Source organism: Proteus sp. PR00224, assembly GCF_016238105.1.
Lineage (GTDB): Bacteria > Pseudomonadota > Gammaproteobacteria > Enterobacterales > Enterobacteriaceae > Proteus.
In genome coordinates, this window is the sequence record NZ_JAEHQU010000004.1 from 293,220 (window position 1) to 306,637 (window position 13,418).

Consider the following 13,418-nt stretch of genomic DNA (forward strand, 5'->3'; position numbering starts at 1 on the left):
TATATGAATGATATAGATCTATCAACGTGGCAAACATTCCGCCGCCTATGGCCAATGATCCGACTTTTCAAAGCGGGTTTAATCACTGCTGCAATTGCATTAATTATCAATGCGGGCGTGGATGCATTTATGATTTCTTTATTAAAACCGCTTCTTGATGAAGGTTTTGGTAAAGCGAGTAATGACGTATTAAAATGGATGCCTTTTGCCGTTATTGGACTGATAGTTCTGCGTGGTATATCTAACTTTATTTCAAGTTACTGTCTTTCTTGGGTATCAGGAAAAGTGGTAATGAATATGCGTCGCCGACTGTTTTCCCATATTATGGGAATGCCGGTGAGCTTTTTCGATCAGCAATCAACAGGGACTTTACTCTCCCGTATCACATATGATTCAGAACAAGTTGCCTCTTCATCATCAGGTGCATTAATTACTGTTGTACGTGAAGGTGCCTATATCATCGGGCTATTCTGTTTGATGTTTTACTATAGCTGGCAATTGTCTCTGATCCTTATCGTTATCGCGCCTATTGTTGCTTTTGTTATTCGTTTAGTATCGACTCGCTTTAGAACGATCAGCAAACGAATTCAAAATAGCATGGGGCAAGTGACAACTAGTGCAGAACAAATGCTAAAAGGGCATAAAGAAGTTCTGATTTTCAATGGTCAAGAAGTTGAAAATAAACGCTTTAACCATGTGAGCAATCATATTCGCCGTCAAGGTATGCGTATGGTTGTTGCGTCGTCAATTTCAGATCCTATTATTCAATTGATTGCTTCTTTCGCATTAGCATTTGTCCTATATGCAGCAAGTTTCCCTGAAATTATGGATACATTAACAGCTGGTACAATAACGGTTGTTTTCTCCTCAATGGTTGCATTAATGCGTCCATTGAAATCGCTGACTAATGTGAATGCTCAATTTCAGCGTGGTATGGCTGCTTGTCAGACGCTATTTGCTATCCTCGATATGGAGCAAGAAAAAGACACAGGTAAATTAGAGCTGAAGAAACCGACTGGTGATATTGAGTTTCGCAATGTCACTTTCCAATATGTGACGAAAGATACACCAGCTTTAAAAAATATGTCATTTACTATTCCAGCTGGGAAAACTGTTGCATTAGTTGGACGCTCAGGTTCGGGTAAATCTACGATTGCAAACCTGATCACACGTTTTTATGACATTAATGAAGGTGAGATATTGATTAATGGTCATGATATTCGTGAATACACATTGAAATCTTTGCGTAATCAAGTGGCTCTGGTTTCTCAAAATGTGCATCTTTTTAATGAAACTGTAGCAAACAATATTGTCTATGCTTGTGAAGATCAGTATACCCGTGAAGATATTGAAAAAGCGGCGAAAATGGCACATGCGATGGATTTTATCCAAAAAATGGATAAAGGCTTAGATACTGAAATTGGTGAAAATGGTGTGCTACTTTCAGGCGGACAACGTCAGCGTATTGCAATTGCAAGAGCGTTATTGCGAGATTCACCAATTCTTATTCTTGATGAGGCAACATCAGCACTAGATACAGAATCAGAGCGTGCTATCCAGTCAGCACTTGATGAACTACAGAAGAATAGAACTTCTTTAGTGATTGCTCACCGTTTATCAACGATTGAGAAAGCGGATGAAATATTAGTTATTGAAGACGGTGAAATTATTGAACGCGGCGCACATCTTGATTTGATTGAGAAAAAAGGTATTTATGCTCAACTTCATAGGATGCAATTTGGCAAATGATTGAACGGATTTGGTCTGGTAAATCTTGGTTTTATATCCTGTTGCTTCCATTCTCATGGTTGTATGGTGCGATCACACTGCTAAGGCGTTTTGCATATCAAAAAGGGTGGTTAGCATCATGGAAAGCCCCTGTTCCTGTTGTGGTTGTTGGCAACTTAACTGCAGGTGGGAATGGTAAAACACCTGTTGTGATATGGCTTGTTGAGCAATTAATACAGCAGGGATTTAAACCAGGTGTTGTGTCTCGTGGTTACGGCGGGAAATCAGACCATTATCCATTACTTTTGACATCCGATACATCACCTTCTATGGCAGGTGATGAACCTGTATTGATTCATCATCGAACAGGTGCTCCCGTTGCGGTTGCACCTAATCGACGAGATGCAGTAAAAGCGTTATTAGCTCAATATGAGCTTGATGTGATCATCACTGATGATGGTTTACAGCATTATGCATTACAGCGTGATTATGAAATTGTTGTTATTGATGGCCAACGTCGGTTTGGCAATGGTTGGTGGTTACCAGCAGGACCTATGCGGGAGCGTGCAGGGCGCTTAAATTCAGTAGATGCAATTATCGTTAATGGCGGAGTAAGCCAAGGTAACGAGATAAGCATGGTACTGGAAGGTGATATTGCTGTTAATCTTAAAACGGGAGAAAAGAAACCTGTTCAGCAAATTAAAAAGGCTGTTGCTATTGCTGGAATTGGTCATCCACCTCGATTCTTTAACTCTTTACATGAAAAAGGGATAGAGTTAATCACAACAAAAGCATTTAGTGATCATAGTGATTATAGCGCTCAAGAATTACAGGATCTAACGCCAGATTTAGAACCCCTTATTATGACAGAAAAAGATGCCGTTAAATGTCAGCATTTTGCGCAAGATAATTGGTGGTATTTACCCGTTAGCGCTGAATTAAATAGTCAATCTGTGCTAAAACAAGTCAGCAATTTAATTTACGGCTCGAAAAAAACTTGTATCTGATCTGAAACAATGATATTTATAGTGGAAATCAGGATAGCGTTACATAAAAGATTACCTACCTACAGTTGCATATCGCTTTTGTCGTAGTTCAATTTAACTCGCAATTACCCTATCTACTCAAAAGCCTTGTGTGGAGAGTTTGTAGATCTTGAATGTAGGGTTAATATTTTGTGCAGTGAATAGCGTTGGCTTTTGTGCACTATGAATAATAAAAACCATTTTTGATGGTGACTAGTTATCTCTATATTCGGTTATCTTTTTTATCAGTGCTCAATAAATATCAATATGTCATCTTTTTGTCATATTGATACTGTAAATATTTATTGTGCTTTAAGATATTTATTAAGCTTAGCTATCACGATTTTGAACATTTATATTGAATAATAAAATGCACTACTTAAATTAATGTGTTCAGAATTTAATTGGGGTTTTATATAAGAAGACTTAATAAAAAGTAGGATGCATTTGTATAGGAAAATAAAACTATACAAAGAACAAAAGGAGTTTATCTATCATGACATTACAATTAAGAATGGGTCGCGTAAAATGGTTTGACAATAACAAGGGTTATGGTCTTATTGTTGCAAGAGACATTGAACAAGAAGTTTATGTCAATAAAAAAGCGATTGCCAATACAAAAAATAAAGCATTAACAGAAGGTCAAGACGTTGAGTTTTCTGTTATCAGAACAGCAGCAGGTTTAGAAGCCGCTGATGTTATTGGATTTTAAATAAGGTTTAGCCTTGTTAAAGTTGTAGATAAAACGGTAGTTTAACATTGAGATTAAATTATCGTTTATGCCTATTTTTGGGTAGGTAGGCGGAAATAGTTTACCACCAAGCTGAATAAGTAATATAAAAGAGTCATTTCGTTAATTAGAATGCAATAAAGATAATAAAAAGGTTAAATTATTATCAATAAAAGCTGAATGTAATTCTTTATTAATGATGTTGCAGACTCAACGATAAAAAGCCACACTAATGTGGCTTTTTTGTTGCTTATAGTAAAAGAGAAAATAATAAATTTATTAATAACTAAAATAATTTTCGAATTATCACTAAACGAGAGGTTTTGAGTATTAACGCTGATCCTTCCTTATGATATCCTTTTGCCATATAAAATGATTAACCCTTGAGAGGGACAAAATGGATCACCGCTTACTTGAAATTATTGCTTGCCCAGTTTGCCACGGCAAACTTATCTTTGATAAAGAAAACTCAGAGCTTATCTGCAAAATTGATCATTTAGCTTATCCTGTTCGTGACAATATCCCCGTTCTTCTGGAGAATGAAGCAAGAGAATTATCACTAGAAGAGGAAAAGTAACTTCATGTTCACGGTCATTATCCCAGGTCGATATGCATCGACCCGTTTACCGGGTAAACCCCTCGCGGATATTCATGGCAAACCTATGATTGTTCGTGTGATGGAACAGGCTATGCGCTCTGGTGCAAACCGCGTCATTGTTGCAACCGATAACTTAGATGTTGTTGCAGCAGTTGAAAAAGCGGGCGGGGAAGCGTGTATGACTCGCGAAGATCACCATTCAGGTACAGAACGTTTAGCAGAAGTCATTGAAAAATATCAATTTGCAGATGATGAAATAATCGTTAACGTACAAGGTGATGAGCCTCTTATTCCACCCGCTATTATTACCCAAGTTGCTGAAAACTTAGCAAATTGTGGTGCAGGAATGGCAACATTAGCGGTGCCTATTGTTGACTCAAAAGAAGCTTTTAATCCTAACGCGGTGAAAGTCGTGATGGATGCAAAAGGTTTTGCACTTTATTTCTCTCGTGCAACCATTCCTTGGGAAAGAGACCGTTTTAATTTATCACATGATGAAATTGGTGAGCATTATCTTCGCCATATTGGCATCTATGCTTACCGTGCGGGCTTTATACGTCGATATATTACTTGGGAACCAAGCCCATTAGAATCTATTGAAATGTTAGAGCAACTGCGTGTGCTGTGGTACGGTGAAAAAATCCATGTTGCAAAAGCATTAGAAGTTCCTGGTGTGGGTGTAGATACACAAGATGATCTTGTCGCAGCAAGAGCGGCATATCGAGCGCTTAACCAAGAATTTTAGTCTTTGAGCGACAACAAATAATATCAACGGCACTTAATTTTAATTAAGTGCCGTTTTTGTCTCACTCAGCAAAGATATTTTTAATTATTAGCTTTTTTCTTTATCAGATTGATGATCTTCATTTCCAGGAATAGTGGCGGGTTGTCCAGCCGGTTTTATTGATTGCCACATCGATCCTAAAAACTCATACCATGCACGTTCACTGTGCTGAAAATAAGTGGCGGAGGGAAAATATTTCTCCCAAGGATGTAATGGTGAAGTGATAGCCAATTGGTTAGCTGGCGCAACGATAGGGTTCATGCCTCGCGCTAAAAAGAAACGTTCAGCGCGTGCTAAATGGTTGGCAGACGTCACAAGCAAAAATGGTTTCTTTCCAATTAATTTATCAACTTCATAGGCTTCTTCTTCTGTATCTTTCGGTGTTGATAATGCGATAGTTTTATCCGCAGGTACACCTAAAGATTGTGCCACCTGAGCCGCTACCTCTGCACTACTTATCTGATTAACACCTGCTCCCCCTGTAAAAATCAGTGTCGAATTGGGATTGCGATAATAAAGTCTTACACCTTCAGCAACACGAAACAAACTATTGTTAAGAAGATTAGAACTTGGTGCCCATTCTGGGTTATAAGTAAATCCACCACCTAAAACAACAATGTAGTTCACATCTTGTGGCGAATTTTCTCGTAATTCATAACGAGCTTGATACTCTTTTTCACTTGGCATTAATAGTGTATCGGCAACAGGTTGTATGCCTAGAATAGTTAACAGAACAAGCGCAACAGTGAGTAGGCTTTTTCCGGTTTTTTGCCAACGTGTAAACCAAAGTAGTGCTAATGCAAAAAAGGCGATTAATAAGAGCAAAGGCAAGGGCATCAGAAAGCCTGCAACATATTTTTTGAGCAAAAACAGCATAAATCATCCTAGATTGAGTGAAATACATGCAATTGATAGCGAAAGTTTAGTGAAAACTAGGGGAATTCCAAGACGTTGTGTCAAAATAGCTAACACAACAACGATTCACTAAGTTTTCATCAATAGAAATAAAGAACCGTTTAATTATTTATAAAACGATAAACGTTTGAACGTTAATTTTTTCATTAATAAGCGTTATATTTGTACTGCGCTTTGCGAATAGTCTGATTCATGACTTATTTCTTTAGAGAAAACAGTCAGTATCATAGAACACTGGTAAAATTGCCGTCTTTATTAATGTACAGTGTCTCATATTTTTGAATTTATCAGAACGCAGAGAGCGCAAGTAGTAAGTTGTTATCATGAGGCGTTTTAATGTCAGATCGTAATTTTGACGATATTGCAGATAAATTCTCCCGCAATATCTATGGCACAACAAAGGGTAAAATACGTCAAGCGGTGATTTGGGAAGATTTACAACAATTATTGACCCTTTTACCTAACCGAAGTTTGCGTATTTTAGATGCAGGTGGAGGTGAAGGTTATTTCTCTCGTCAGCTTGCTAAATTAGGACACCAAATTATCTTATGTGATTTATCACAAGAGATGCTTAATCGCGCACAAGAAGCTGCGATTGAAGAGGGTGTCATCGAGAACATGATGTTTATTTGTTGTGCGGCTCAAGAGATTAAAGAGCATATAGATGAAGGGGTTGACTTAATTCTATTTCATGCAGTATTGGAATGGATCACGGATCAGAAAGACGCCGTAAATGTTCTTACCGATATGTTGCTACCTAATGGTATCTTATCGCTAATGTTTTACAATGCGAATGGTATTGTCATGAGAAATGCGATTTTAGGGAATTTTCATCTGGCAAATCCTGAGATCCCACGTAGAAGAAAAAAATCGCTATCACCTCAAAATCCATTACAACCAGAAGATGTTTATCAATGGCTAGATGAGTTTTCGATGACAATATTGGGAAAAACGGGTGTTCGTGTTTTCCATGATTATTTGCAAAGTCGTCAGTTACAAAATAAAGATTTTCCATCGTTGCTTGCATTAGAGCAACGATATTGTCGGCAAGAGCCCTATATCAGTCTGGGGCGTTACATTCATGTCATGGCACAAAAGCGTGTAAATTAAGGATGTACTATGAGTGATTTTACCCAGACCGTTCCTGAGTTAGTGTCTTGGGCGAGAAAAAATGATTTCTCAATCTCACTGCCACCAGAAAGATTAGCTTTTTTGATGGCTGTCGCTGTATTAAACAGCGAGCGCCTTGATGGCGAAATCAGTGAAGGGGAGTTAATTGATGCCTTTAGGGAAGTGTGTAAAGGCTTCGAACAACCAGCAGAATCAATACAAGTTCGCGCGAATAATGCCATTAATGACATGGTAAAGCAGCGGCTTTTTAACCGTTTTACCAGTGAATTGGTAGAAGGTAATGCAATATACCGTTTAACCCCGTTGGGTATTGGAATTAGTGATTACTATATTCGCCAACGCGAATTTTCATCATTGCGCTTATCTATGCAACTTTCTATTGTGGCGGGTGAGCTTGATTCAGCGGCAAGCTCTGCTGAAGACGGCGGTGATGAATATCATTGGCATCGTAATGTTTTCGCGCCTCTAAAGTATTCAGTGGCGGAAATTTTCGATAGCATTGATTTATCTCAGCGAATTATGGATGAGCAGCAAAATACAGTAAAAGAAGATATTGCTGCGTTATTAAACCAAGATTGGCAAGCGGCTATTTCAAGCTGTGAACAGCTGTTATCTGAAACATCTGGTACATTAAGAGAGCTACAAGATACGCTTGAAGCAGCTGGCGACAAACTTCAAGCCAATCTCTTACGTATTCAGGAAGCAAACATGAATACGGGCCATGTTGAGCAAATAGATACATTAGTATTTGAACTTCAAAGTAAGTTAGACCGCATTATTAGTTGGGGTCAGCAATCTATTGATTTATGGATTGGATACGACAGACATGTCCATAAATTTATTCGTACAGCGATTGATATGGATAAAAATCGTATTTTCTCTCGCCGTTTACGTCAATCCGTACAAACCTATTTCGACAACCCGTGGGCATTAACTTACGCTAATGCTGATCGGTTGTTTGATATGCGTGATGAAGAACTGGTTCTACGTGATGAAGAAGTCACGGGTGAGTTACCCGAAGAGCTTGAATATCAAATGTTCAGTGAAGTGAACGAACAGATAGCGCAATGGGTAGAGCAAGAGCTTGCTTCTTACAAATTAGAACAAAGAGCATTAGATCTCAGTTCAGTGTTAGTTGAATATCTTAATCGTTATCCGCAACAGAAACATTTCGATGTTGCACGTATTGTCATTGATCAAGCAGTACGATTAGGTGTAGCGAAAGCTGAGCTCGCAGGATTACCTGCAAAATGGTCAGAAATTAACGAATATGGAGCTAAGGTACAAGCGCATGTCATCGATACATACTGAACAATTTATGCCAGCAAAACTGGCGCAGGCATTAGCGAACTCACTTTTTCCTGAACTGGATAGCCAGTTACGTGCAGGTCGACATATCGGTATAGACTCTCTGGATAATCATGCTTTTTTGATGGATTTTCAAGATGAGTTATCAGACTTTTATGCGCGTTATAACGTCGAATTAATCCGAGCGCCAGAAGGATTCTTCTATTTGCGACCGCGTTCAACCACACTTATTCCACGCTCTGTCCTCTCTGAAATGGATATGCTGGTGGGGAAAATTCTTTGTTATCTCTACCTTAGCCCTGAGCGGTTAGCCAATCAGGGAATATTCACCGTTCAAGAGCTGTTCGATGAATTAAGAACATTAGCAGATGAAACCAAACTTTTACGTTTAGTGAATCAACGCTCAACAGGTTCTGATCTTGATTTGCAAAAATTACAAGAAAAAATAAGAACCTCGTTAAATCGTTTACGTCGTTTAGGCATGATTTCATTCTTATTAAATGATATGCAGCGTTTCTCGATCACAGAATCTGTTTTCCGTTTTGGTGCAGATGTGCGTAGTGGTGATAATCCGCTTGAGGCTCAAATGCGCATGATCCGTGATGGTGAAGCAATGGCGCTTGAAGATAGCTCAGAAACACTTAACGACGATGAAGAAAATGAAGATGAGCAATTACAATCCAGTGAAGATGATGCGGAGGGAGAAAATAAATGATTGAACGGGGAAAATTTCGCTCATTAACACTTATCAACTGGAATGGGTTCTTTGCTCGTACTTTTGATTTAGATGAGTTGGTGACTACGTTATCAGGTGGTAATGGTGCGGGTAAATCAACCACTATGGCTGCATTTATCACAGCTATGATCCCTGATCTTACTTTGCTTCATTTCCGTAATACCACAGAAGCAGGATCGACAAGTGGATCTCGTGATAAAGGGTTATACGGGAAATTGCGCCCTGGTGTGTGTTATGCCGTATTAGATGTGATCAACTCGCGTCACTTACGTGCTGTGGTCGGTGTTCGCTTACAGCAAATTGCAGGACGTGATAAGAAAGTTGATATCAAACCCTTTATGATCCAAGGGCTGCCAATGGCAGAAAATCCAACAGAAATTTTAACGCAAGCTGTTGCAGATCGCCAAGCCCGTGTTTTACCTCTTAATGAATTAAAAGAAAAAGTTGAAGCCATTGATGGGGTTGTTTTTAGACAATTTAACTCTATCACTGATTTCCACGCGGTGATGTTTGATTTAGGAGTTATTCCTAAACGTTTACGCTCAGCAAGTGATCGTGCCAAATTCTATCGTTTAATTGAAGCCTCATTGTATGGCGGTATTTCAAGTGCGATTACACGCTCTTTACGTGATTATTTACTACCTGAGAATAGTGGTGTAAGAAAAGCTTTCCAAGATATGGAAGGCGCATTACGTGAAAACCGAATGACGCTTGAAGCTATTCGAGTCACTCAATCTGATCGTGACTTATTTAAGCATTTAATTACAGAAGCGACATCTTATGTTGCAGCTGACTATATGCGCCATGCTAACGAACGACGTGTTCACCTAGATGAAGCTTTAGAAGTACGTCGTGAATTATGGAGTCAGCGTAAATCCATTAATAACGAAGCGTATCGTTTTGTTGAAATGGGGAAAGAGCTAGAAGAGCAACAAGCGTTATCTTCTGATCTTGAAGCCGATTATCAAGCGGCAAGCGACCGACTAAACTTAGTGCAAAATGCGGTTCGCCAACAAGAAAAAATTGACCGCTATGTTGCCGATGTCGAAGAAATCACTTTTCGCTTAGAAGAACAAAGTGAAGTTGTTGAAGAAGCTGCTTCTAAGAAAGAAGAGCTTGAAGCGCGCGTGGAGTCTGCTGAAGAAGAAGTTGATGAACTGAAAAATCAGTTGGCAGATTATCAACAAGCATTAGACGTACAACAGACGCGTGCTATTCAATATCGTCAAGCTGTACAAGCGTTAGAGCGCGCTAAAGCACAGTGTGATATTGCGGATTTAGACGAGAAAAATGCTGAACAATGGGCTGAACGTATTCAAGCCAAAATTCAAAACATTACGCATTCATTACTCTCTATGGAACAGAAACTCAATGTTTCTGAAGCGGCTAAAACGCAATTTGATCAAGCCTATAAACTGGTAAGTTCAATTGTAGGTGAGGTTGAACGTCAAAATGCATGGGATGCGGCAAAAACAGCATTACGTGAATGGTCTTCTCATCGACATCAAGCGGATAGGGTTCATCCTATTCGCATGCAGTTGGCAGAATTAGAGCAACGCCTGCATCAACGAAATAGTGCAGAGCGCCAGCTTGAAGAGTTTAACAAACATCATGGCAAGTCGATGGAGCCTGATGATTTGTTAATTCTTCAAGATGAGTTAGAAGCCAAAATTGAAGAGCTTAGCGATTATGTTAATGAGTCTGGCGAACACCGCATGCAAATGCGCCAAGAGTTGGATCAACTTAAACAACAAATTGAAAAGCTGAAAAAACAAGCACCCGCATGGCTTGCTGCACAAGATGCGTTAACACAATTATGTGAACAGACTCGTCAATCTTTTGAAACGGGTCATCAAGTAACAGAATATATGCAACAGTTACTTGAGAAAGAGCGTGAAGCAACCGTATTACGTGATGAAACTGCAACTCGTAAACAGCAGATTGAAGCACAAATTGAACGTTTAAGTCAGCCAAGTGGTGCAGAAGACGGACGTTTAATTACATTAGCGGAACGTTTTAATGGTGTTTTATTATCAGAAATTTATGATGATATTACGTTAGACGATGCGCCTTATTTCTCTGCATTATATGGCCCTGCACGTCACGCAATTGTTGTGCAAGATCTCTCGTTGATTCAGGAACAATTAGAAACATTAGAAGATTGCCCTGAAGATCTCTATTTTATCGAAGGTGACCCACAATCTTTCGATGATAGTGTATTTAATGCTCAAGAGATGGATAAAGCGGTTCTTATCAAAAGTACTGATAGACAATGGCGTTATTCTCGCTACCCTGAAATTCCGCTTTTTGGTCGTGCTGCGCGTGAAAATCAATTAGAAATTTTATCGCGTCAGCGTGATGAACTTTCTGAGCTTTACGCAACACAAGCTTTTGATGTACAGAAGATCCAACGTGCCCACCATGCCTTTAGTCAGTTTGTGGGACAACATATTTCTGTGGCATTTGAGGCTGATCCTGAAGAGAATATTCGCCAGCTTAATCAACGACGTAACGAGCTAGAAAGAGCGTTAGCGCAATACGAAGAGAGTACTCAACAACAGCGTCAACATTATGCACGTACTAAAGAATCGCTGAATCTTCTTAATAAACTTATTCCTCAAGTTAATATCTTGATGGATGAAACTCTGATTGATCGTGTTGAAGAGTTACGCGAAGAGCTGTATGCCGCTGAAGAGTCAATGCGTTACTTACAGCGTCACGAAAAAGCATTAGCAGCATTAGAGCCTATCGCTTCAATCTTGCAAAGTGATCCACAAGCGCATGAACAATTAGCGCAAGATTACGAGCAAGCAAAAGCAGAGCAACAACGTTATCAGCAACAAGCTTTCTTACTGGTGGAAGTGGTACAGCGTCGCCCACACTTTAGTTATAGTGATGCCGTTGAGATTGTCAGTGAAAATAGTGATCTTAACGAGAAGCTACGTCACCGTTTAGAGATGGCAGAAACAGAACGTGCTACGGCAAGAGAACTTTATCGTCAGCAACAAGCTCAATGTGCTCAATTTAATCAAGTACTTGCCTCATTAAAAAGCTCTTTTGACACTAAATCTGAATTGCTCAGAGAGCTTGAGCAAGAGATGAGTGATACGGGTATCCAGATTGATGTTGGTGCTGAAACAAGAGCAAAAGAGCTACGTGACCAGCGCTATTCTGCGGTAAGTGCAAACCGTACTCGTATTAGTCAACTTGAGCGTGATATCGCATTGAGTGAAGCAGAGCGAGATAATCTCACCAAGAAAATTCGTAAACTTGAGCGTGATTACGTTCAAATTCGTGAGCATGTTGTGAGTGCAAAAGCGGGTTGGTGCGCGGTTATGCGATTAGTGAAAGAAAATGGTATGGAGCGTCGCTTACATCGACGAGATTTTGCTTATCTTTCTGCTGATGAGCTACGTTCAATGTCGGATAAAGCGTTAGGTGCTTTACGCCAAGCGGTTGCTGATAATGAATATTTACGTGATGCGTTACGTCGCTCAGAAGATGCGAAATATCCAGATCGTAAAGTTCAGTTCTTTATTGCGGTATACCAGCATTTAAGGGAACGTATTCGTCAAGACATCATTAAAACTGATGATCCGGTTGATGCAATTGAACAGATGGAAATCGAACTTGCTCGCTTAACTGAAGAGTTAACTAGTCGTGAGCAAAAATTAGCGATTAGTTCACGAAGTGTCGCGAATATTATTCGTAAAACTATTCAGCGTGAGCAAAATCGTATCCGTATGTTAAACCAAGGTTTACAAGCAGTTTCATTTGGTCAGGTGCGAGGTGTCCGACTCAACGTCAATATTCGTGAAAGTCATCAAGTGTTATTGGATGTGTTATCTGAAGAAGATAACCAGTATCAAGATCTATTTAAAAACCAAAACCTTACTTTCTCTGAAGCAATGGCGAAGCTTTATCAGCGTTTAAACCCTCAAGTGGACATTGGTCAACGTATGCCACAAACCGTGGGTGAAGAGCTGTTAGATTACCGTAATTACCTTGAAATGGATGTTGAAGTTAATCGTGGACCAGAAGGTTGGTTAAAAGCAGAAAGTGGTGCTTTATCAACAGGTGAAGCGATTGGTACGGGGATGTCAATTCTGGTTATGGTGGTACAAAGCTGGGAAGAAGAATCGCGACGTTTAAGAGGAAAAGATATCTCTCCTTGTCGTTTACTCTTCCTCGATGAAGCTGCGCGTTTAGATGCGAAATCTATTGCAACGTTATTTGAGCTTTGCGACCGTCTTGATATGCAGTTAATTATTGCGGCACCAGAAAATATCAGCCCAGAAAAAGGAACAACCTATAAATTAGTGCGTAAAGTGTTCAACGGCACTGAACATGTACATGTTGTTGGCTTAAAAGGTTTTGGTCAACAGGCTGAAAAAGATAAAATCGGATCATCAAATGTTGCTGAAATAACAGAATAATTTTATCCCATTATTAGCCTCAAAAGG

General features: G+C 39.4%; 10 protein-coding genes. 9 read left to right on the forward strand and 1 reads right to left on the reverse strand.

Annotated features, from left to right (window positions below; all coding sequences use genetic code 11):
* Window positions 1-3: 3 nt before the first annotated feature.
* The 5 genes from msbA to kdsB all read left to right on the forward strand — a co-directional run bounded on the left by msbA (window position 4) and on the right by kdsB (window position 4,826).
* Window positions 4-1,749 (forward strand): lipid A ABC transporter ATP-binding protein/permease MsbA, encoded by a 1,746-nt coding sequence (gene msbA / locus JEP71_RS09905; protein WP_109373525.1) that lies wholly within the window; start codon window positions 4-6, stop codon window positions 1,747-1,749.
* Complete coding sequence (gene lpxK, locus JEP71_RS09910; RefSeq protein WP_198620504.1) at window positions 1,746-2,735, forward strand: tetraacyldisaccharide 4'-kinase; 990 nt, start codon at window positions 1,746-1,748, stop codon at window positions 2,733-2,735. The genes msbA and lpxK overlap by 4 nt, the downstream gene beginning before the upstream one ends.
* A gap of 514 nt (window positions 2,736-3,249) precedes the next feature.
* The gene (locus JEP71_RS09915) at window positions 3,250-3,465 is read left to right on the forward strand and encodes a cold-shock protein (protein WP_023581324.1); all 216 of its coding nucleotides are present in this window, start codon (window positions 3,250-3,252) and stop codon (window positions 3,463-3,465) included.
* A 415-nt stretch (window positions 3,466-3,880) separates the two neighbouring features.
* Window positions 3,881-4,060 (forward strand): Trm112 family protein, encoded by a 180-nt coding sequence (locus JEP71_RS09920; RefSeq protein ID WP_004244593.1) that lies wholly within the window; start codon window positions 3,881-3,883, stop codon window positions 4,058-4,060.
* A 4-nt stretch (window positions 4,061-4,064) separates the two neighbouring features.
* On the forward strand, window positions 4,065-4,826 hold the full coding sequence (gene kdsB / locus JEP71_RS09925) for a 3-deoxy-manno-octulosonate cytidylyltransferase (RefSeq protein WP_072069670.1): 762 nt from the start codon (window positions 4,065-4,067) through the stop codon (window positions 4,824-4,826).
* Window positions 4,827-4,913: 87 nt separating this feature from the next.
* On the opposite strand, the gene elyC is transcribed toward kdsB, so the two are convergent.
* On the reverse strand, window positions 4,914-5,741 hold the full coding sequence (elyC, locus tag JEP71_RS09930; RefSeq protein WP_198626169.1) for an envelope biogenesis factor ElyC: 828 nt from the start codon (window positions 5,739-5,741) through the stop codon (window positions 4,914-4,916).
* A gap of 375 nt (window positions 5,742-6,116) precedes the next feature.
* Here elyC and cmoM point away from each other — a divergent pair, with 375 nt between their 5' ends.
* Genes cmoM through mukB form a run of 4 tightly spaced genes read left to right on the forward strand, consistent with a single transcriptional unit; the run spans window position 6,117 to window position 13,391 of the window.
* Window positions 6,117-6,890, forward strand: coding sequence for a tRNA uridine 5-oxyacetic acid(34) methyltransferase CmoM (gene cmoM, locus JEP71_RS09935; protein WP_198620506.1), 774 nt, complete (start codon window positions 6,117-6,119; stop codon window positions 6,888-6,890).
* A 9-nt stretch (window positions 6,891-6,899) separates the two neighbouring features.
* Window positions 6,900-8,222 carry a chromosome partition protein MukF gene (gene mukF / locus JEP71_RS09940; protein WP_198620507.1) on the forward strand — a complete coding sequence of 441 codons (1,323 nt, stop codon included), beginning with the start codon at window positions 6,900-6,902 and terminating at the stop codon, window positions 8,220-8,222.
* Window positions 8,203-8,934: a chromosome partition protein MukE gene (gene mukE, locus JEP71_RS09945; protein WP_109373531.1), complete on the forward strand. Its 732-nt coding sequence runs from the start codon at window positions 8,203-8,205 to the stop codon at window positions 8,932-8,934. Before mukF ends, mukE begins: the two co-directional genes overlap by 20 nt.
* The gene (gene mukB / locus JEP71_RS09950) at window positions 8,931-13,391 is read left to right on the forward strand and encodes a chromosome partition protein MukB (protein ID WP_198620508.1); all 4,461 of its coding nucleotides are present in this window, start codon (window positions 8,931-8,933) and stop codon (window positions 13,389-13,391) included. The genes mukE and mukB overlap by 4 nt, the downstream gene beginning before the upstream one ends.
* Window positions 13,392-13,418: the final 27 nt, after the last annotated feature.

Bases quoted from the DNA above. Each gene is read 5' to 3' on its own strand.
- JEP71_RS09915 (WP_023581324.1), top strand. From the start codon at position 3,250: ATGACATTACAATTAAGAATGGGTCGCGTAAAATGGTTTGACAATAAC.
- mukB (WP_198620508.1), top strand. From the start codon at position 8,931: ATGATTGAACGGGGAAAATTTCGCTCATTAACACTTATCAACTGGAAT.
- kdsB (WP_072069670.1), top strand. From the start codon at position 4,065: ATGTTCACGGTCATTATCCCAGGTCGATATGCATCGACCCGTTTACCG.
- JEP71_RS09920 (WP_004244593.1), top strand. From the start codon at position 3,881: ATGGATCACCGCTTACTTGAAATTATTGCTTGCCCAGTTTGCCACGGC.
- elyC (WP_198626169.1), bottom strand. From the start codon at position 5,741: ATGCTGTTTTTGCTCAAAAAATATGTTGCAGGCTTTCTGATGCCCTTG.
- mukE (WP_109373531.1), top strand. From the start codon at position 8,203: ATGTCATCGATACATACTGAACAATTTATGCCAGCAAAACTGGCGCAG.
- cmoM (WP_198620506.1), top strand. From the start codon at position 6,117: ATGTCAGATCGTAATTTTGACGATATTGCAGATAAATTCTCCCGCAAT.
- mukF (WP_198620507.1), top strand. From the start codon at position 6,900: ATGAGTGATTTTACCCAGACCGTTCCTGAGTTAGTGTCTTGGGCGAGA.
- lpxK (WP_198620504.1), top strand. From the start codon at position 1,746: ATGATTGAACGGATTTGGTCTGGTAAATCTTGGTTTTATATCCTGTTG.
- msbA (WP_109373525.1), top strand. From the start codon at position 4: ATGAATGATATAGATCTATCAACGTGGCAAACATTCCGCCGCCTATGG.